Annotated in this window: 18 protein-coding genes; 9 read left to right on the top strand and 9 right to left on the bottom strand. The window is 67.2% G+C overall.

Annotation, left to right across the window (positions count from 1 at the left end; genetic code table 11):
* A partial coding sequence (locus A9310_RS07870; protein WP_139104560.1) for a transposase occupies positions 1-313 on the bottom strand: 313 nt, incomplete at its 3' end.
* Positions 314-712: 399 nt separating this feature from the next.
* Positions 713-1,900 (bottom strand): TetR/AcrR family transcriptional regulator, encoded by a 1,188-nt coding sequence (locus A9310_RS07865; protein ID WP_065630093.1) that lies wholly within the window; start codon positions 1,898-1,900, stop codon positions 713-715.
* A gap of 201 nt (positions 1,901-2,101) precedes the next feature.
* On the opposite strand from A9310_RS07865, the gene A9310_RS07860 reads away from it, so the two are divergent.
* The 5 genes from A9310_RS07860 (at position 2,102) to A9310_RS07840 (ending at position 7,467) form a co-directional block, all read left to right on the top strand.
* On the top strand, positions 2,102-2,908 hold the full coding sequence (locus tag A9310_RS07860; protein WP_065630092.1) for an enoyl-CoA hydratase-related protein: 807 nt from the start codon (positions 2,102-2,104) through the stop codon (positions 2,906-2,908).
* 82 nt (positions 2,909-2,990) lie between these two features.
* A complete protein-coding gene (gene fadD5 / locus A9310_RS07855) occupies positions 2,991-4,595 on the top strand; it encodes a fatty-acid--CoA ligase FadD5 (RefSeq protein ID WP_065630091.1) in 1,605 nt (534 codons plus the stop codon).
* A 252-nt stretch (positions 4,596-4,847) separates the two neighbouring features.
* Complete coding sequence (locus A9310_RS07850) at positions 4,848-5,978, top strand: NDMA-dependent alcohol dehydrogenase (RefSeq protein WP_065630090.1); 1,131 nt, start codon at positions 4,848-4,850, stop codon at positions 5,976-5,978.
* Positions 5,979-6,001: 23 nt separating this feature from the next.
* A complete protein-coding gene (locus tag A9310_RS07845; protein ID WP_065630089.1) occupies positions 6,002-6,820 on the top strand; it encodes a serine hydrolase in 819 nt (272 codons plus the stop codon).
* A gap of 128 nt (positions 6,821-6,948) precedes the next feature.
* Positions 6,949-7,467 carry a DUF3145 domain-containing protein gene (locus tag A9310_RS07840; protein ID WP_010841193.1) on the top strand — a complete coding sequence of 173 codons (519 nt, stop codon included), beginning with the start codon at positions 6,949-6,951 and terminating at the stop codon, positions 7,465-7,467.
* Positions 7,468-7,540: 73 nt separating this feature from the next.
* On the opposite strand, the gene A9310_RS07835 is transcribed toward A9310_RS07840, so the two are convergent.
* The 6 genes from A9310_RS07835 to aceE form a co-directional block, all read right to left on the bottom strand.
* Positions 7,541-8,992: an acyl-CoA carboxylase subunit beta gene (locus A9310_RS07835; RefSeq protein WP_058252055.1), complete on the bottom strand. Its 1,452-nt coding sequence runs from the start codon at positions 8,990-8,992 to the stop codon at positions 7,541-7,543.
* Between the two features lie 37 nt (positions 8,993-9,029).
* Positions 9,030-10,298 carry a KasA/KasB family beta-ketoacyl-ACP synthase gene (locus A9310_RS07830; RefSeq protein WP_065630088.1) on the bottom strand — a complete coding sequence of 423 codons (1,269 nt, stop codon included), beginning with the start codon at positions 10,296-10,298 and terminating at the stop codon, positions 9,030-9,032.
* Positions 10,298-10,600 carry a meromycolate extension acyl carrier protein AcpM gene (gene acpM, locus A9310_RS07825; RefSeq protein WP_058252053.1) on the bottom strand — a complete coding sequence of 101 codons (303 nt, stop codon included), beginning with the start codon at positions 10,598-10,600 and terminating at the stop codon, positions 10,298-10,300. The genes A9310_RS07830 and acpM overlap by 1 nt, the downstream gene beginning before the upstream one ends.
* A gap of 131 nt (positions 10,601-10,731) precedes the next feature.
* Positions 10,732-11,640 (bottom strand): ACP S-malonyltransferase, encoded by a 909-nt coding sequence (locus A9310_RS07820; RefSeq protein WP_065630087.1) that lies wholly within the window; start codon positions 11,638-11,640, stop codon positions 10,732-10,734.
* Between the two features lie 195 nt (positions 11,641-11,835).
* The gene (locus tag A9310_RS07815; RefSeq protein ID WP_065630086.1) at positions 11,836-13,107 is read right to left on the bottom strand and encodes a CdaR family transcriptional regulator; all 1,272 of its coding nucleotides are present in this window, start codon (positions 13,105-13,107) and stop codon (positions 11,836-11,838) included.
* Between the two features lie 78 nt (positions 13,108-13,185).
* Positions 13,186-16,065: a pyruvate dehydrogenase (acetyl-transferring), homodimeric type gene (aceE, locus tag A9310_RS07810; RefSeq protein ID WP_065630085.1), complete on the bottom strand. Its 2,880-nt coding sequence runs from the start codon at positions 16,063-16,065 to the stop codon at positions 13,186-13,188.
* A gap of 151 nt (positions 16,066-16,216) precedes the next feature.
* Here aceE and A9310_RS07805 point away from each other — a divergent pair, with 151 nt between their 5' ends.
* From A9310_RS07805 to A9310_RS07790, 4 genes are all read left to right on the top strand, one after another.
* A complete protein-coding gene (locus tag A9310_RS07805; protein WP_058252049.1) occupies positions 16,217-16,837 on the top strand; it encodes a hypothetical protein in 621 nt (206 codons plus the stop codon).
* A gap of 239 nt (positions 16,838-17,076) precedes the next feature.
* Complete coding sequence (locus A9310_RS07800) at positions 17,077-17,499, top strand: DUF3052 domain-containing protein (protein WP_058252048.1); 423 nt, start codon at positions 17,077-17,079, stop codon at positions 17,497-17,499.
* Positions 17,496-17,978, top strand: coding sequence for a peroxiredoxin (locus tag A9310_RS07795; RefSeq protein WP_058252047.1), 483 nt, complete (start codon positions 17,496-17,498; stop codon positions 17,976-17,978). Before A9310_RS07800 ends, A9310_RS07795 begins: the two co-directional genes overlap by 4 nt.
* 214 nt (positions 17,979-18,192) lie before the next feature.
* Positions 18,193-19,395, top strand: a complete 1,203-nt coding sequence (locus A9310_RS07790; protein WP_065630084.1) for an RtcB family protein — start codon at positions 18,193-18,195, stop codon at positions 19,393-19,395.
* A gap of 105 nt (positions 19,396-19,500) precedes the next feature.
* Here the strand turns inward: A9310_RS07790 and A9310_RS07785 are convergent, their stop codons facing one another.
* Complete coding sequence (locus tag A9310_RS07785) at positions 19,501-19,698, bottom strand: CsbD family protein (RefSeq protein ID WP_058252045.1); 198 nt, start codon at positions 19,696-19,698, stop codon at positions 19,501-19,503.
* Positions 19,699-19,718 lie beyond the last annotated feature (20 nt).

The following is a 19,718-nucleotide window of genomic DNA, read 5'->3' as shown; positions in this document are numbered from 1 at the left end:
GTTGATCGGTCTTACCGTGGGCGTAGCGGCGCGGCAGATCGGGGGTGTTGACCTCGATCACTCGCACCCCTTCGGCGGTGAGCATCCGGGTCAACCCGGCCCCGTAGGAGGCGCTCGATTCCACTGCGGCATCCTCGACGCGGCCGAAGCCACACGCCCACTGCCACAACTGGGTGTAGCCGGCGGTGGTGGTCGGGAACTCGCGATCGGCCAGCGGGCGGCCGTCGGTGGCGGCGATCGCGGCGTGGTGGGTCTGTTGATGGGTGTCGACTCCGAGTACGACCACTTGCGTGGTCACTGCTGTCTCCGACATTCTGGCGGGGTCTCCTTCGCTGCGGTGTGGGATGACCTCACCGGGGCGGGTGGACAGGACAGTGAAGAGTCACGGCCTACCAGCCAGACAGGGTCCTAATCAGGTCACACCCGCCCCGGTCCTCACAGGTCACTTGGTGCAGGTGATCGACCGGAGTTCCGGGCCGACACATCTCGCCCATGACAGCACCGTCAGCCACGAAGTAAGTCAGACCCAAACCCGGTCAACCACCCACACCCATTCTCACTGCCACGAAGGGCCTGGTGAGACACGTTGCGAAGCCCTTCGTGGCTCGCTTCGCTCGCACCTCAGGGAGCAGTGGCTCAGCACGTCTCTCGGGTTCTGCAGTTCTTTCGGATCAGGGAGCGGGGTCCGGCGTGCTTGCCGGTCATCAGATAGTCAGCCGTGCAACAGAATCCGCATCGCCAGTGCGTCGATCCGGTCGGGGGAGGGCGGTAGGGACTGACGCGACAGGTCGGTGACCACGTTCAGGGAAGCGTGTACGAGGAAGCGCGCCTGCGAGAGCGACAGCTCGTCGCGGACGCGGGTGAGCCMGGTGGCGAACTCGTCCACGGTGATCCGCTGCTGGTTGCGTAGTTCCTCGCGTGCCTGTGGAGTCGTGTGCCCGATCTCGGTTTCGTAGATCGCGATGAGATCGGTTGCGCTGGATGATAACCGGATGTACGAGGCGACCATCGCGGCGATCGCCTCGCGGGGCGTGGTCGACGCCGCCAGCGCGTCGGAGATGGCCGACGTGACCCGGTCGGTCGCGCGCCAGAACGAGGCCTCGAGAATGGCGACCTTGCTGGGGAAGTGGCGGTACACGCCTGATGCCGGCAGGTCGGCCGCGTGTGCGATGTCCTCGATCGTCACGTCCCGGAACCCGCGGGCGGCGAACAGCTCGATCGCCTCGGTCAGGATGACCTCGCGCTTGGCGGCCGGGGCGAGTCCGGTCACCGACGGCGGCTCGGGGTCGGTCGGCTCTGGCAGCTCGACTTCGAGCAGGCCGATCGCGGCGGCCGACATCAACGCTGTCGCCTCGCGGGCCGGCAACGAGGCGCGATGCGTCGTCGGACTCGCCGCGACGCTGATCATCGCCGCGGCAACGAGATTGGCGTCGAGATCGGTCAGCGACGGGCGCAGCCGGCGGGCGGCGGCACGCACACGACGATGCTGGTGGACGACGACATCGCGGACGATCGCGGCGTCGGCGGGCTCGAGGTAGCGCGACTCCCACCGGTACAGCCCACCGCGGCGACGATTGTCGAACGAGGTGGCGGTGATCGCCTCGAGGAGTGCGGGCAACTCCTCGGGCGACCCCTCCGGGACGGTGTCGAGAACGTCGCGCAGGCCGGTCGCGAGGTCGGCGGTGGTCTCGGCGAACAATGCGTACTTGTTCGGGAAATGCCGGTACAGCGCCGGGGTGGAGATGCCGACGGCGTCGGCAATGTCGTCGAGCCGCACCGCGTGGTACCCGCCGTCGCTGAAGGCCTTCGCCGCGGCGTCGACGATCATGCGTCGCCGGTCGGCGGGACGACGACGCCGGGCGCCGGTGTCCGGGCGCGACGTCTGCGGGCGGGCGGTCATGACGACAGAGCCTATCCGGAGACCACGTTCTCGTGACAAATTTCGGCATCGACCGGAAAAACTGCAGCAGAGACCGGCTTGCAGGTCTGATAAGTTAACCGAGATTCTCGTGATCTGCGTCGCATTGTGGTAATAATCTAGGCGATGGCACAGATGCGGGGGGCTGTGTCTACGAGAAGCCGGCCTGGAGTGGGGAGAGCAGTGAGCGAAGAGATCACGCGCGGCGGAGTCATCACATCGGTGGACGACTCCGGGATCGGGCGCCTGACGATTTCTCGTCCGGAACGGATGAACGCCCTCGACGGCGGGGCCCATCAGGCGATCGAGGACACGTTGGCGGAGTGGTCGACTCGCGACGACGTCCGCGTGATCGTGATCGACGGCGCGGGCGGCAGTTTCAGTGCGGGCGCCGATGTCCGGGGCTTCGCCGAACAGTCGACCGCGGGCGGCGCCTCCGGGTTCACTCCGACGCAGGCGCGTCAGATCATCTCCGGAGGTTCTGATCTCATCCGGGCCGTGCGTTCGGTCCCGGTCCCGGTGATCGCCTCCGTCGACGGTGCAGCCGCGGGGATCGGTGCGTCGCTCGCACTCGGTGCCGACCTCATCTATACGACGGCCAGGTCGTATTTCCTGCTCGCGTTCGTCAACATCGGTCTCATGCCCGACGGCGCCGCCTCGATGTCGTTCGCGACGGCCGTCGGTCGCGTGCGTGCCAACGAGCTGGCGCTGCTCGGTGAGAAGCTGCGTGCCGCAGAGGCTCTCGACGCCGGACTCGTCAACGGCGTCGTCGAGGATCGTGCCGCGCTCGACGAGGTGGTCGGCAAGGTCGCCGGCAAGCTCGCGGGTAAGAGCGCTGCCGCGCTCCGGCTCACGAAGGCCGCGCTCGACGCGCACACGATGTCCGGTTTCGAGGCCGCGATCGAACGAGAACTCGACGGCCAGACCGAACTGCTCCAGTCCCCGGAGTTCCAGGCGGCCATCACCGCGTTCGCCGGCGCCTCCAAGTGAGCGCCGCGACACGTCGGAATCGCTGTACCACAACCGTTCCCGACCCCATCACTACCAGAGAGACAACGAGGAGACCGATCGTATGACCGCGACCGTCGACACCTTCAGCGACCTGGCCACCGAGCCGCTGCGTTCGCGCCGCAACCACTGGAACAACCAGATCCGCCGCCACGCCTTCATGACCCCGGACAAGCCGGCGCTGAAGTTCCTGGGCAACATCACCACCTGGAAGGAACTCGACGAGCGCAGCCGCGCCTTCGCGGCCGCACTGAGCCGCCGCGGCGTGCAGTTCGGCGATCGTGTGCTGATCGTCCTGCTCAACCGCTCGGAGTACGTCGAAGCGGTTCTGGGTGCGAACCTGATCGGTGCCATCCCCGTGCCGGTGAACATCCGGATGAGCCCGGCCGAGGTCGCGTTTCTCGTCAACGACAGCGGCGCGAAGGTGATCGTCACCGAGACCCTGCTCGCCCCGCTGGCCGACGCCGCGGGCGCCTCCACCGGAGCGATCGAGCACACCATCGTGGTCGGCGGTTCGGACAAGGACAATCACCTCGACTACGAGGCGCTCGTCGCCGAGGATTCGTCGGATCTCGAGGAGATAGACGTTCCCGAGGAGACCGTCGCGCTGATCATGTACACCTCGGGCACGACCGGAAAGCCCAGGGGCGCCATGCTCACCCACACGAACATGCAGGCGCAGGCGGTCACCTGTCTGCAGGCCCTGCAGACCCGTTCCGACGACATCGGCTCGTGTGTTGCCCCGATGTTCCACATCGCCGGCCTCGGCGCCATGGCGCCGCTGTTCTACATGGGCGCTCTCTCGGTGATCCATCCGCTCGGCGCGTTCGACCCCGACGACATGCTGGACACCATCGAGCGCGAGGGCACCACCTCGATCTTCCTGGTGCCCGCACAGTGGCAGGCCGTCTGTGCCGCGCAGCAGGCCAAGCCGCGTGATCTCAAGCTGCGCGTGATCAGCTGGGGTGCGGCCCCGGCGTCGGACACCGTCCTGAACGCGATGAACGAGACTTTCCCGGAGGCGCTCAACGTCGCCGTTTTCGGACAGAGCGAGATGTCGCCGATCACCTGCGTACTCGAGGGCAAGGATGCCCTGCGCAAGATCGGCTCCATCGGAAAGGTCGTCCCGGCCGTGACCGCGCGCATCGTCGACCCCGAGGGCAACGACGTCGCGCAGGGTGAGGTCGGCGAGATCGTCTACCGCGGTCCGAACATGATGAAGGGGTACTGGCAGAACGAGCAGGGCACCGCCGACGCCTTCGCCGGCGGCTGGTTCCACTCCGGTGACTTGGTCCGGGCCGATGAGGAGGGCTTCCTCTACGTCGTCGACCGCGCCAAGGACATGATCATCTCCGGTGGCGAGAACATCTACTGCGCCGAGGTCGAGAACGTCCTCTTCGGTCATCCGAGCATCACCGAGGCGGCGATCATCGGTCGCGCACACGAGAAGTGGGGTGAGGTGCCGGTCGCGGTGATCGTGCTCGCCGAAGGCGTCGAGGACCTGACGCTCGCCGACCTCGAGCCGTACCTCAACGAGAACCTCGCGCGGTTCAAGCATCCGAAGGACATCGTCATCGTCGACGAGTTGCCGCGCAACGCCGGTGGCAAGGTCGTCAAGCCGACCCTGCGCCAGAGCTACGGCAGCAAGGACGCCGGCCTGGCCGACTGACGCCGTCGTATCCACCGTCGTCGGACACCTCGGCGACGTCGACACCCTCCGACCTGGGCGCGAGCACTCGCGCCCAGGTCGTCGTGGTCTCGTCCGTCCCGACCACCGCCGGCATCGACGCGCCAAGAAACACGCACTAGAACACGTTCCAATTTTGTGGTTGAGTGACTACTGTCACGTCATGGCGGCAACCGTCGGAGTGAGTAGATCCTCCCGGTGCGAGACGTCGCCGGGTTCGAACGGAGGAGTTCAGTGAAGACAAAGGGTGCATTGCTGCGGGAGCACAACAAGCCGTGGGCGATCGAGGACATCGAGATCGGCGATCCCAAGGCCCACGAGATCAAGATCAAGATGGAAGCCGCCGGCATGTGCCACTCCGATCATCACCTGATGACCGGTGGCATCCCGATGGCCGGGTTCCCGATCCTCGGTGGTCACGAGGGTGCGGGCGTCGTGGCCGAGGTCGGTGAGGGAGTCACCGACTTCGAGGTCGGCGACCACGTCGTGCTGTCGTTCATCCCGTCGTGCGGCAAGTGTCCGTCGTGTCAGTCGGGAATGGCCAACCTGTGCGACTTCGGCGCCATGCTGCTGCAGGGCGAGGCGGTGTCGGACAACACCTTCCGGATCCAGACCGCCGCCGGCGAGAACGTCTACCCGATGACGCTGCTGGGCACCTTCGCGCCGTACATGGTCGTGCACGAGGCCTCGGCGGTGAAGATCGACAAGGACATCCCGTTCGAGGTCGCGGCGCTCTGCGGCTGTGGCATCCCCACCGGTTACGGCTCGTCGACCCGCAGCGGCGACGTACGACCGGGGGAGGACGTCGCGATCGTGGGTGTCGGCGGCGTGGGTACCGCGGCCCTGCAGGGCGCGGTCATCTCCGGCGCCCGCAACCTGTTCGCCATCGACCCGGTGGAGTGGAAGCGGGAGCAGGCGCTCAAGTTCGGTGCCACCGCGGCCTTCGCCACGGTCGAAGAGGCGGCCATGGCGATCGCGGAGACCACTCACGGCGGCATGTGCCAGAAGGTGATCGTCACGGTCGGCGAGGTCCACGGCAAGGACGTCGACCTGTGGATGGGTATCACCGCCAAGGGTGGCACCTGCGTCCTGACCGGTATGGGCAACATGCTCGAGAGCGATGTCAACCTCAATCTCGCCATGCTGACCCTGCTCCAGAAGAATCTGCAGGGTTCGATCTTCGGCGGTGCCAACCCGAAGCTCGACATCCCACAGCTGCTGTCGATGTACAAGATCGGCAAGCTCAACATCGCCGACATGATCACCCGGCAGTACCGTCTGGACCAGATCAATGAGGGCTACCAGGACATGTTGGACGGCAAGAACATCCGCGGAGTCATCCGCTACACCGAAGAGGACTGGTGAGCACCCGGGTAACGTGACCCGATGTGTCTGTCCTTGATTCTCTGACGGAATGGCCCGTCGACCACGTGTCGGCGGCGATCATCACCCGCGACGGGGTCGCCGACCAGTTCGGCGACCCCGCTCGCGTCTACGAGCTCGCCTCGGTCACGAAGCCGCTGGTGGCCTACGCGGTGCTCGTCGCCGTCGAGGAGGGAGCCGTCGAGCTGGACGACCCGGCCGGGCCGTCGGGGTCGACCCTTGCCCACCTGCTTTCGCACGCGTCCGGCCTGGCCTACGACACCCGCGAGGTCGAGGCCCCGCCGGGGGAGCAGCGGATCTACTCGAGCGCGGGCTTCGAGGTGGCCTCGGAGGTCGTGGCCGAGGCGACCGGTATCGAGTTCGGCCGCTATCTCTCCGAAGCCGTGTGCGCGCCGCTGGAGATGTCGTCGACGACGCTCTACGGGCCGGCCGGGCATGCCGCCCGCTCGAGCGTGGCGGATTTGGCGGCCTTTGCCCGCGAGTTGCTGGATCCGCGCCTGCTGGCGCCGGAGACCTTCGGGACGCTGACGTCGGTGCGGTTCCCCGGACTCGACGGATTCGTCCCCGGGTACGGCAAGCACCGTCCCAACGACTGGGGGATCGGCTTCGAGATCAGGTCCGAGAAGTCGCCGCACTGGACCGGGACGAGGAACTCCCCGCGGACGTTCGGGCACTTCGGTCAGGCCGGCACGTTCCTCTGGGTGGATCCGGCGCTCGACGCGGCCTGCGTCGTGCTGACGGATCGGCTCTTCGGACCATGGGCGAAGCCGCTGTGGAGCGAGTTCAACGATCGTGTCGTTGATGAACTCTCGTCACAGAACTGAATTTTTCTCGCAGGAGAAACTAGCGCAACACGTGCATCATGGGGCACAATTGACCCTACGAATGTGATATTCGCTGTCGCGAGGTGTGTTGGGGAAGACGTTCCTCGTCGACAACGGAGGTGAACAAGGTGCGCAATCTGAATCAGTTTGCGGACATGACAACAGGAGTGGTCTACATCCACTCGGCGCCGGTGGCGCTGTGCCCGCATGTGGAGTGGGCTCTGTCGTCGACCCTGAATGCGCGCGCCAACCTGAAATGGTCGGCACAGGATGCCGAACCCGGCATGCAGCGTGCCACTGTCGACTGGGCGGGTCCGGTCGGTACCGCGGCTCGTCTGGTGACGGCGCTGCGGGAGTGGTCGGCGCTGCGTTTCGAGGTGACCGAGAACCCCAGCGAGGGTGTCGACGGTGAACGGTTCTGCTACGTCCCGGGACTCGGCCTCTGGCGCGGCTCCACGAGCGCCAACGGCGACGTCATCATCGGCGAGAACCAGTTGCGTTCGATGATCGAATCGCAGCCCGACAGCGCCGGTCTCGCCGGTGAACTCGAAGGCGCGCTCGGAACCGCGTGGGACAACGCGCTCGAGCAGTACCGCATGGGCGGTGCCGGCGCCGAGGTCACCTGGTTGCAGCAGCGGGTGGGTTAGCAGGGGGACGAACTACAACGAGACGTGCCCCGGTCCTCGTGGACCGGGGCACTTTCGTCGTCTGTGCGACGCGTCAGAGCGGGATGTTCTTGTGGCGACCGCGGCGCGCGGGTGCCGCGGCGAGCGCCTCGGCGATGATGCTGCGAGTGTGCGCCGGGTCGATGATCTCGTCGACCACGCCAATGGACTGTGCGCGGCCGACACCGCCGGCGATCGCCTCGTGCTCGGCGGCGAGACGGTCGTGCAGGGCCTCACGCTCGTCGTCGGGCGCTGCGGCGAGAGCTTTCTTGTGCAGGATGCCCACCGCGGCCTTCGCGCCCATCACGGCGACCTCGGAGCCCGGCCAGGCGAACACCGCGGTGGCGCCGAGCGCACGCGAGTTCATCGCGATGTAGGCGCCGCCGTAGATCTTCCGGGTCACCAGCGTGACCCGGGGGACCGAGGCCTCGGCGAACGCGTGCAAGAGCTTCGCGCCGCGGCGGACGACGCCGTTCCACTCCTGGCCGACGCCGGGCAAGTAACCCGGCACATCGGTGATGACGATGAGCGGGATGCCGAAGGCATCGCAGAGGCGGACGAAACGCGATGCCTTCTCCGCGCTCTCGGAGTTGAGGCAGCCGCCCATCCGCAGCGGGTTGTTCGCGATGATCCCCACGCTGCGTCCGGACAACCGGCCGAAGCCGACGACGATGTTCGGTGCCCATTTGGCTTGCAGCTCCTCGAAACTCGAGATCTGGGTCTCGCCGTCGGCCGCGACACCAGAGTCGAGCAACTGCTCGACGACCGGGTGGACGTCGTAGGCGCGCCGATTCGACTCCGGCAGCAGGGCCTTGAGGTCGGTGTCGCCGGCCCGCGCGTGTTCGCGGTCGAAATGTCCCTGCTGGGTGAACGTCGACACCAGACGCCGTGCACGCCACAGCGCGTCGGGCTCGGAGTCGGCGACGATGTGACAGACACCGGACTTCTTGCCGTGGGTGGTCGGGCCGCCCAGCGACTCCATGTCCACTTCTTCGCCGGTGACGCTCTTGACGACGTCCGGGCCGGTCACGAAGACCCGGCCGGCCGGCGCCATGATCACGACGTCGGTGAGCGCCGGGCCGTAGGCGGCGCCGCCGGCGGCGAAGCCGACGACCACCGAGATCTGCGGGATGTAGCCCGAGGCGCGCACCATCGCCTCGAAGACCTGTCCCACCGCGTGCAACGCCTCGACACCCTCGGCGAGGCGGGCGCCACCCGAGTGCCAGATGCCGATGACCGGCGCCTGTTCGGTGATGGCGGTGTCGATGGCGTTGACGATGTGCGCACACCCCACGACACCCATGGCGCCGCCCATGACGGTGCCGTCGGTGCAGTAGGAGACCGTACGGACCCCGTGCACCAGTCCGACGGCGGCCTGGACGCCCGACTTGTCGCGCGGATGGAGCAGCGACATCGTGCCTTCGTCGAAGAAGTTGGTGAGCCGCAACAGCGGGTCGCGGGGATCGGCGGCTTCTTCGCGGCCGGCAACGGGAGCCAAGGTCGTCATCGATGTCTCCTGGGTGTCGGGGGTGTGGCGGTGATGCTCAGTAGCGACCGAAGGCGAGCGCCACGTTGTGCCCACCGAAACCGAACGAGTTGTTGATCGCGTAATCGATCTGCCCGTACCGGGGTTCACCGTGCACGACGTCGATGTCGCATTCCGGGTCCAGGTTCTCGAGGTTGAGGGTCGGCGGGATGACGCCTTCCTCGACGCTCTTGATCGTCAGAACCGACTCGAGCGCCCCGACCGCACCGATGGAGTGTCCGAGCGCGGACTTCGGCGCGTACACCGCCGCGTGCTGTCCGATGGCGGCGAGGATGCCCGCGGCCTCGGCGGTGTCGCCGATGGGGGTCGACGTCGCGTGCGCGTTGATGTGGGTGATGTCGGAGCGCTGCAGACCAGCGGTCTGAAGTGCTCGGGTCATGGCCCGCGCGTTGCCCTGACCACTCGGGTCGGGGGCGACGAGGTGGAATCCGTCGGAGGTGATGCCGGTACCGAGCAGGCGGGCGTGGATATGTGCACCGCGTGCGCGGGCGTGTTCCTCGCGTTCGAGGATCAGCATCGCCGAACCCTCGCCGAACACGAAACCGTCGCGATCCTTGTCGAACGGTCGCGACGCCGCTGCGGGGTCCTCGTTACGGGTGCTCATCGCCCGCATCATCGAGAACGCGGCGATCGGCACCGCGTCGATGTGACCCTCGACGCCGCCGGTGACGACCATGTCGGCGTCACCCATGACGATGTGCCGCCAGGCGTGCGCGATGGCCTCGGCGCCCGACGAACAGGCCGAGACGGGAGTGATCACGCCGGCGCGTGCGCCGACGTTGAGTCCCGCGACGGCCGCCGGTCCGTTCGGCATCGCCATCGAGACGGCGAGCGGGGACACCTTGCGGTAGTTGCCGGTGCCCTCCATGGCCTGGACTGCGTCGACCATCGCGTCGGCGCCACCCTGACCGGTGCCGATGACGACCGCGAGGCGGTCCTTGTCGACGTCGGGTTCGCCGGCCTGCGCCCAGAGGCGCTTGCTCATCACGTGGGAGATGCGCTCGACGTAGGCCATCCGCCGGGATTCGATGCGCGTGACCTCCTCGGCGGGATCCTGGAGGAGACGACCACCGATGCGCACCGGGAGGTTGTACTTGGTGATGAAGTCGTCGGTCAGCTCACGGATGCCCGATTCGCCGGCCAGCAGGTTCTTCCAGGTCGAGTCGAGATCCCCACCCAACGAGGTGGTGGCCACCATGGAGGTGACCACCACACTCGGGAAGTTCCCACCCAGCGTGGAGTACTCGCGGAGGGAAGAGGGGGTCATCAGGCCTCGTCTGCCTCGACCTGCGCCTTGATGGCAGCTGCGGCCTCGGGGTTCTCGCTCTCGAGCTTCTGGATGTAGGCGACCGCGTCGCCGACAGTGCGCAGGCCGGCCAGATCCTCGTCGGGGATCTTGACGCCGTACTTGTCCTCGGTCTGGACCGCGATCTCGACCATGGACAGCGAGTCGATGTCGAGGTCGTCGACGAACGACTTCTCGAGGGTCACCTCGGACGGCTCGATGCCGGTGACTTCCTCGATGATCTCGGCGATGCCGGCAATGAGTTGTTCCTGGGTGGCAGCCACTGTGTGGTTCCCTTTCGTCTTCCTACGTGGATGTGAGATTTCCGGAGCGCAGCACGGACGGAGAAGTCCGCGCGCTTGGACACGCCGACATTGAGGCCGACGTTCCGGGGATCGCGGACTACCCGCGACCGCTATCCAAGTTCGGTGATCTTCGCGATGTCGCCGGGCTCCTTGAGCGCCAGCGCGGGGGTGCCCTTGAGCTCGCGCTTCGCGATGCCCACCAGCGTCCCCGCCGGGGGAAGTTCTACCAGGGCGTGGGCCGAGTGGTCGCGCAGGTACGCCGAGCACAGATCCCAGCGGACCGGCCTGGTCACCTGCCCCACCAGCTTGGCCAGCGCGTCGGCTCCGTTCGTCACCGGCTGTCCGTCGGAGTTCGACAGCAGGGTCCGGGTGGGATCGGCGGGCGTGATGCGGGCGGCGGCTGCGGCGACGGCGTCCTGCGCCGGGGCCATGAAGTGCGTGTGGAACGCGCCGGCGACCGCGAGCTCGCGGATCCGGGCCTTCTCCGGCGGCGAGGCGATGAGCTCGTCGATCTGCGCGACCGCGCCGGCGGCGACGATCTGCCCGGCGGCGTTGCGGTTGGCGGGGACGAGATCGAGTTCGTCGAGGCGTGCGAGGACGGCCGCCTCGTCGCCCCCGAGGACCGCGGCCATGGTCGTGGGCTGCAGGGCACACGCCTTCGCCATCTCCGAGCCGCGCAGCGCGGCCAGCGTGACGGCCTCGTCGGCCGAGATGACACCGGTGATCGCGGCGGCGGCGAGTTCGCCGACCGAGTGGCCGGCGACCACGGCGTCGGCGGGCAGTTCACCGTGCTTGCGCACCTCGTCGTAGGCCAGCAGTGCGGCGACGACGACGAGCGGCTGGGTCACGGCGGTGTCGGTGATCTCATCCGCCGTGGCGGTGGTGCCGAGGCGTTCGAGGTCCAGACGGGTCTGTTTGGACCAGGTGGCGATCTGGTCACGCGCGCCCGGCAATTCGAGCCATGGCGTGAGCATGCCGGGTGTCTGAGATCCCTGTCCGGGAGCAAGCATCGAAAGCACGTGACCAGAGAACACCCTTTACCCGGGGGATGTGGGTGTGGAGAAGCATGAAGCTTGTCGCGGGCTTTTGTGGGGTTCCCACAAAGGAGACCTAGAGGTCACCTGGTTCGTCATCAGTCTGAGATTTGTTACCGAACCGTGTTCTTAAGGCTCCTATCAGCACAAACGGTGAATCGGACATGAAACCCGTGTGACTCATGTGGCAGATGTTGGCGATTTGTGCCGGAAGTGTGTCAGTCGACCCACCGTCGACGCGACCCTCAGAACGTAGGCATCGCGCGGGTTAGTTGGGTCACGTCCTGTGATTTCCGAAATTTTCTTCAGTCGGTAGCGAACCGTATTTGGATGGATGTACAGAATTCGGGCGCAGGACTCGACCGAGCCGCCGGAGTCGAGGTAGGCCTCGAGAGTGGTGCTCAGCGTCGCACCGCCCTCGGCGAGCGGCTGGACGAGGGATTCGATCAAAGCGGTCATCGCTGACTCGTCGCCGTTGAGCGCGCGCTCGGGTAGCAGTTCGAGACTGTGGACCGGCCGCGGTGCGCTCGGCCAGCCGGCCACCGCCTCGATCCCGGCCATGGCCTCGGTGGCACTCGAGTGCGCGCTGCCGAGGTTCGGCATGGTCGGACCGATCACCACCGGACCGTCGGCGAAGTGGGAGAGCAGTGCGCCGACGAACTTCTCGGTCGGACGGGCGGGACCGCTCACGATGGCCACCAGCACCGAACCCTGCACCACCGACAGGGCCGACCGGTCGAAGGACTTGGCCGTGTTGTGGATCGCCAGTGGCACCGACACGTTCTGTTCCGGGGGCGGCGTCCCGACTATCACGGTGGCCGGCGCATCCGAGTCCCAGTTGAGCGCCGCTGCGCGAGAGAGCAATTGTGGCCCGGTGTCGCCGCGGACCACCGCGTCGACGACGAGGGCCTCGAGCCGGGAGTCCCACGCCCCGCGTGACTCCGCGGCCGACGCGTAGATCGCTGCCGCGGCGAAACCGATCTCGCGTCCGTAGCGCAGCACCGACTCGGTCAGCGCACGGAGCTGGGCATCGTTGCGGGCGAGGAGCGGCAGCCACTTCTCGAAGAACTCCATGGCCACGCGGACCATCTCGACGGTCTGCAACAGCGTGATGCGGCGGGCGAGATCCTGCGGGACCACCTGGAAGGCCTGGACCGTGAACTTCACATTGCCCTCGGGGTCCTGGATCCACTCGACGAAGTTGACCACCGCGGTCTGCACGACGAGTTGCACACTCGCGCGCTGCGCGGCGTCGAGGTCGGAGAAATAGGGTAGCTGGTCCTGCATCGAATGGACCGCCTCGGTGGCGAGTCGGCCGCTGTACTGCTTGACCCGCCGGAGAAGCGTGTCCGGCAGCGCGTCGTGCACGGTGGCGGGTGCCGGTACGTGCGCGCCCCGCTCACCGAACACGTCAGCCGGTGGCTGCTTCCTGTTCACGCGCGCATCGGACACGACCTCAATCTAGCCCCTCGGCCGGAGTGGGTTCCCCGACCGAGGACGAGTGGAGGCCGTGTCCGTCGGCGCGACCGGTCAGGCGACTCCCGGATCGCTGGTCTGCTCGGGTGCGGCCGAGACGTCGTCGATCCGGTACTTGTCGGCGGCCTGCTTGGCCACCGACATCTCGATGTTGCCGTCACGGGCGAGCGCGACGAGCACCGCGACGACGATGGACTCGGCATCGACGTTGAAGAACCGTCGCGCCGCCGGACGCGTGTCGGAGAACCCGAACCCGTCCGTCCCCAGCGTGAGGTAGGTGCCCGGGAGGTATGCCCGGATCTGCTCCTGCACTCCGCGCATGTAGTCGCTGACACCGACGAACGGGCCGGCGGCGTCGACGAGCAGCTCGGTCAGGTACGCCGGCGCCGGCTCGGCGGCCGGATCACGCAGTACCTCGCGGTCGGCGCGGATCCCGTCCCGGGCGAGCTCGCTCCACGACGTGACCGAGTAGACGTCGGCGCCTACGTTCCATTCCTCCGCGAGCATGTCGGCGGCGCGCAGTGCGTCGGGCATGGTCACACCGGACACGAGGATGTTGGCCGGGTGTTCGGTGCCCTCCGGCGCCCTCTGGAACCGGTACGCGCCCTTGACGATGCCGGTCGGGTCGAGTCCCTCGGGCTTCGCCGGCTGACTGATCGGCTCGTTGTAGACGGTCAGGTAGTAGAAGACGTTCTCCGGGTCCTCGCCGAACATGCGCTCCATACCGCTCTCGACGATGTGGCCGAGTTCATAGGCGAAGGCCGGATCGTAGGAGACGACGGCGGGGTTGGTCGCGGCCAGCAGCGGCGAATGCCCGTCGGCGTGCTGCAGGCCCTCACCGGTCAGCGTGGTGCGGCCCGCGGTCGCGCCGATGATGAAACCGCGCGCCATCTGGTCGGCGGCGGCCCAGAAGCTGTCACCGGTGCGCTGGAAGCCGAACATCGAATAGAAGATGTACAGCGGGATCATCGGCTCGTCGTGGGTCGAGTACGACGTGCCGACCGCGGCGAAGCTGGCTGCCGACCCGGCCTCGTTGATGCCCTCGTGCAGGATCTGACCCTCCGGGCTCTCCTTGTAGGCGAGCATCAGTTCGGCGTCGACCGAGGTGTAGAGCTGTCCGTTGCGGTTGTAGATCTTGAGGGTCGGGAACCAGGAGTCCATACCGAAGGTCCGCGCCTCGTCCGGGATGATCGGCACGATCCGCTTGCCGACCTCCTTGTCGCGCAACAGATCCTTGAAGACGCGCACGAGCGCCATGGTGGTCGCGACCTGCTGCTTGCCCGAGCCCTTCGCGGTGGCCTTCAGTGCCGAACTCATGTCGGCCTTCAGCACCTTCGCCTTGGTGCGCCGGCTCGGCAGGAAGCCGCCGAGGGTCTTGCGCCGGTCGAGCATGTACTGCAGCTCCGGCGAGTCCTTGCCGGGGTGGTAGTACGGCGGCAGGTACGGGTCCTTCTCGAGCTGCTCGTCGGAGATCGGGATGCGAGTGCTGTCGCGGAAGGCCTTCAGATCGTCGAGCGTCAGCTTCTTCATCTGGTGCGTCGCGTTGCGGCCCTCGAAGTGCTTGCCCAGCGTGTAGCCCTTGATGGTGTGGGCCAGGATCACCGTCGGCTGGCCCTTGTGGGTCATCGCCGACGCGTAGGCGGCGTGGATCTTGCGGTAGTCGTGACCGCCGCGCTTGAGGTTCCAGATGTCGGCGTCGGAGAGGTCCTTGACGAGTTCCTTCGTGCGCGGGTCGCGGTTGAAGAAGTGCTCGCGGACGAACGCGCCGTCGTTGGCCTTGTAGGTCTGGAAGTCGCCGTCGGGGGCGGTGTTCATCAGGTTGACCAGCGCGCCGTCACGGTCGGCGTGCAGCAACGAGTCCCACTCGCGGCCCCAGATGACCTTGATGACGTTCCAGCCCGCACCGCGGAAGAACGACTCGAGCTCCTGGATGATCTTGCCGTTGCCGCGCACGGGGCCGTCGAGACGCTGCAGGTTGCAGTTGATGACGAAGGTCAGGTTGTCGAGGCCCTCGGTGGCCGCGAAGCTGGCGAAGCCGCGCGATTCCGGCTCGTCCATCTCGCCGTCGCCGAGGAAGGCCCACACGTGCTGGTCGGAGGTGTCCTTGATGCCGCGGTCGTGCAGGTAGTGGTTGAACCGCGCCTGGTAGACGGCATTCATGGGGCCGATGCCCATCGACACCGTCGGGAACTCCCAGAAGTCCGGCATCAGTCGCGGGTGCGGGTACGACGGCAGACCGCCGCCCTCGCCGGCGTGGCTGTGCTCCTGCCGGAACCCGTCCATGCGGGCCTCGTCGATGCGGCCCTCGAGGTAGGCGCGGGCATAGATGCCCGGGGAGGCGTGGCCCTGGATGAAGATGTGGTCGCCGCCGCCGGAATGGTCCTTGCCGCGGAAGAAGTGGTTGAAGCCGACCTCGTACAGCGACGCCGACGAGGCGTAGGTGGAGATGTGGCCGCCCACGCCGACGCCCGGGCGCTGTGCGCGGTGCACCATGATCGCGGCGTTCCACCGGATCATCTGGCGGAATCGGCGTTCGACGTCCTCGTCACCGGGGAACCAGGGTTCGGCCTCGGTGGGGATGGTGTTGACGTAGTCGGTGGAGGTGAGCGCGGGAATCGACACCCGCTTCTCGCCGGCGCGTTCGAGCAGACGCAACATCAGGTACCGGGCGCGACCAGGGCCCGCGGCGTCGAGGAGGGCGTCGAACGAGTCGAGCCACTCGTCGGTCTCGTCGGGGTCGATGTCGGGCAGATAGGACGCGACTCCTTCACGGATGACCCGGACTCGTTGTCCGGCGGCACGTCCGTTCGAGCTGGGGCCGGTGTTCCCGGCGGCGCTCGGCGAGACGTCCTGTGTCGCTTGGTCCATCTGGTTGGTCACGGTGATGCCTACTCCCTCTGACAGGCCGAACTCGGGGTGGTGGTCCGACCGCATGGCGTCGGCACCGCACTCCGATGTGGTGCGGCGCCTACCCTCATCGTGCCCCATGTGGGGTGGCTTGGCACCGGGTGGATCCGTGTCGCGTGTCCCGATCGGCGTGATGCGGTAGCGTCCAGAAACGGTTACTGACCAGTAGGGGGAGTGGATGCCGGATCGAGGAGGCGCGGCCGACGGGCGGCGCCGGGGTCGTGCCGTCCGGTCGGCGACCGCGGCCACGATCGCACTCGGCGCGGCCCTGTCGGGGGCGTGCGCGTCGACCGTCGATGGCGCGGGGGCGCCGGCGCCCGGCGAGGTGGCGGTGTACCGCTCCGAACTGTCCGCCTCGGCGGCCGCGGAGGTGCGTGCCGAGGGTGTCGAGCTCTGCCGCGAGTCGATGGCGTCGATGGTCGTGATGGTCCGCGGGTTCAACGCCTTCGTCGCCCGGCTGAACGCGGCGCAGACCTACGCCGGGGTCGGGGATCTCGACGAGAAGGCACGTGCCAGTCTCATCGCCGGTGCCGACGGGATCCGCCCCAAGATCACCGAGACGTCGCCAGCGGCCGTCTCCACGCCGGCGCGGGCGTTCCTCGCGTCGACCGCGCGCCTCGAGAACGCGATCAGTCGCGAACTGCGTGCCGGCCTGAACCCGGTGTCGAGCGAGTGGTCTCGCACCAAACAGCGCCTGCTCGATGTGTGCGGTACCTACACGCCGCTCCCGGCCACGTCCTCGGCCACACCTCGACCGTCGGTTCCCGCCACGACGTCGGCCGAGCGACCCGGGGGTTGACGCCGCCGTCCGCCTCGCGCCGCTGGGTACGGTTTGTTCCGCCCCGCTGTGGGTAACGATCGGGCGGGTCGGTCACGGAACCGGTGCGAAACGCCCGAAATCCCTGACGGCGTTCGGCTTGCAATGTGAGGCTCTAGGCTGTTGCCTATGCTGACAGGCGAACGGCGTGCGGGAGCGCACGCGGATTCGCCACAGACGACGCACAGAACGATCCACGAATCTTCAGGAGGTCACGCGCGGTGGTAGCCGCCACAGACGGTAGCAACGCCCAGAAACTGGGCTTGACCGCAGGCTTGGTCGTGCAGGAACTCGGCTGGGACGAGGACACCGACGACGAACTGCGCGCTGACATCGAGGACGCGATCGACGCCGAGATGGTCGACGAGGATGCCGATGACGTCGTCGACGTCGTGGTCCTCTGGTGGCGCGACGGCGACGGCGACCTCGTCGACGCCCTCATGGATGCGATCGGCCCGCTCGCCGAAGACGGTTTCGTGTGGGTGTTGTCGCCGAAGACCGGCAAGTCCGGCTACGTCGATCCGAGTGAGATCGCCGAGGCGGCCCCGACCGCGGGACTCACCCAGACGTCGGCCATCAGCCTCGGTGACTGGTCGGCGGCCCGACTGGTCCAGCCCAAGGCCCGCGCGGGCAAGAAAGCATGAGCGGTGCTCTGCCTTCTGCGCCCCTGACCGTCGGTGACCGGGCCCCGGATTTCGCCCTGCGCGACCAGAACAACCAGCTCGTGTCGCTGTCGACCCTGCGAGCCGACCGCAACGTGCTCGTCGTGTTCTTCCCGCTCGCGTTCACCGGTACCTGCCAGGGCGAGCTCGGTTACATCCGTGACCAGCAGCCCCGCTTCGACAACGACGACGTGACCACGGTGACCATCTCGGTCGGACCCTCTCCCACGCACAAGGTGTGGTCCGCCGCGCAGGGTTTCCTGTTCCCGCTGCTGTCCGACTTCTGGCCGCACGGCGACACCGCGCGCGCCTACGGGGTGTTCAACGAGGACCGCGGCTACGCGAACCGCGGGACCTTTCTCGTCGATCGCGACGGCGCGATCGTCTTCGCCGACATGGTCGGTCCCGGCGAGGTGCGCGAGAACGCCGTCTGGGACAAGGCACTCGGCGTCATCGGCTGACCATCTGCTGTCGACTCGGGTCGGTACATGACGGGTCGCCTGGTGTGTCTCGTGTCGCCCGTGAGTCAGTGCTGCGCGCCGTCGTGTCGCCGCGACGGGTGGCGGCGGGAGTTCCGGGTGGCATCGGGAAGAAGAAATACGGTTGCCGCACCGGGGATTCGACGGTGTGATGTGTGGGCCCGCTGACCCGGGCGCACACGAGAGGAAGAACTCCATGCCGACCAAGGTGTCGCCCAAGGTGCTGAACTATGCATCGCACGTGGACGACAACACCCTGACCCAAGCGGCCGAGACCGCCCGGTTGCCGTTCGTGCACCCGCACATCGCCCTCATGCCCGACGCACACTTCGGAAAGGGCTCCGCGGTGGGCACCGTCATCCCGACGACCGGCGCGGTGATTCCCGCGGCCGTCGGCGTCGACATCGGCTGCGGCATGATCGCGGTGCAGACGCGCCTGCGCGCCGCGGACATCGACGGAATGGACCTCGGGCGACTGCGGAGGACGATCGAGGACGCGATCCCGCTGTCGCCCGGCAACTACAACCGCGGTCTGGACCGGTTCGAGTTCACCCGGCCACGCATTGATGCCCTCGCCGAACAGGCGACGAAAGATGGTGTCGACCTGTCACATTCGCCGAAGTGGCGGGAGCAGCTGGGCTCGCTCGGCGGTGGCAACCACTTCATCGAGCTGTGCCTCGACGAGGGCGACGTGGTGTGGCTGTTCCTGCACTCGGGTTCGCGGGGCGTCGGCAACAAGATCGCGCAGAAGCACATCAAGATCGCTCAGCGGTTGTGCCGCCAGTGGTGGATCAAGCTGCCGAACGCCGATCTCGCGTACCTGCCGCAGGGGACCCCGGAGCTGACCGCCTATCTGCGRGATCTGTCTTGGGCGCAGAAGTTCGCGTTCGAGAACCGCGCGGAGATGATGGACCGTTTCGTCGAGGTGTTCGGGAAGTGGTTCGCAGACAACGCCTCCGGCGTCGTCGAGGAAACGGAATCCCTGGAGGTGGACCGGATCAACTGCCACCACAACTACACCGTGCGGGAGACGCACGCGGGCCAGGACGTCTGGCTCACCCGGAAGGGTGCGATCGACGCCCATGAGGGCGTACGGGGCGTCATCCCGGGTTCGATGGGTACACGGTCGTATGTGGTGCGTGGCAAGGGGAATCCCGCGGGCCTGTGCTCGGCGCCGCACGGTGCCGGCCGGCGGTTCTCGCGGAGCGAGGCGCGGAGGCGGTTCACCGCCGACGATCTCGCCGCCCGGATGGCGGGGATCGAGTACCGTCACGGCGAGCAGTGGGTCGATGAGATCCCGGACGCGTACAAGGACATCGATCAGGTCATGGCCGACGCCGTCGATTTGGTGGACATCGAGTACACCCTGCGACAGATCCTCAACGTCAAGGGGACGTGACGGGCCGTTCCTGGCCCCCAACAGGACGAATCCCGAAGGTGCTGAGCACCTTCGGGGTTCGCCCTGTCATCGCCGGCGGGGAGGTTCGGCTGCCGGCGACGATGATCACTTGCCGGTCAGCTTGTCCTTGATGTTCGACGCGGCGTCCTTCACGTTCTCCACGCCGTCTTTGACGGCGGCGGAGAGCTGATCGCCCTTGCCCTCGCTCTTGAGCTGGTCGTCACCGGTCACATCGCCGGCGGCCTCCTTGGCCTTACCCGAGAGGTCCTCGGCCTTGTTGCCGACCTTGTCGCTGAATCCCATCGTGTCTTTCCTTTCATTCT

Origin of the sequence: Gordonia sp. UCD-TK1, assembly GCF_001691435.1 — a bacterium.
GTDB classification, from domain to species: Bacteria; Actinomycetota; Actinomycetes; order Mycobacteriales; family Mycobacteriaceae; genus Gordonia; species Gordonia hongkongensis.
The sequence above is the reverse complement of the archived record's forward strand: the minus strand, read 5'-3'. Positions and strand labels throughout refer to the sequence as shown.

Coding starts and splice junctions, on each gene's coding strand:
- A9310_RS07835 (WP_058252055.1), bottom strand. CDS start 8,992: ATGACGACCTTGGCTCCCGTTGCCGGCCGCGAAGAAGCCGCCGATCCC.
- A9310_RS07805 (WP_058252049.1), top strand. CDS start 16,217: ATGCCGGATCGAGGAGGCGCGGCCGACGGGCGGCGCCGGGGTCGTGCC.
- A9310_RS07785 (WP_058252045.1), bottom strand. CDS start 19,698: ATGGGATTCAGCGACAAGGTCGGCAACAAGGCCGAGGACCTCTCGGGT.
- A9310_RS07830 (WP_065630088.1), bottom strand. CDS start 10,298: ATGACCCCCTCTTCCCTCCGCGAGTACTCCACGCTGGGTGGGAACTTC.
- aceE (WP_065630085.1), bottom strand. CDS start 16,065: ATGCGGTCGGACCACCACCCCGAGTTCGGCCTGTCAGAGGGAGTAGGC.
- fadD5 (WP_065630091.1), top strand. CDS start 2,991: ATGACCGCGACCGTCGACACCTTCAGCGACCTGGCCACCGAGCCGCTG.
- A9310_RS07795 (WP_058252047.1), top strand. CDS start 17,496: ATGAGCGGTGCTCTGCCTTCTGCGCCCCTGACCGTCGGTGACCGGGCC.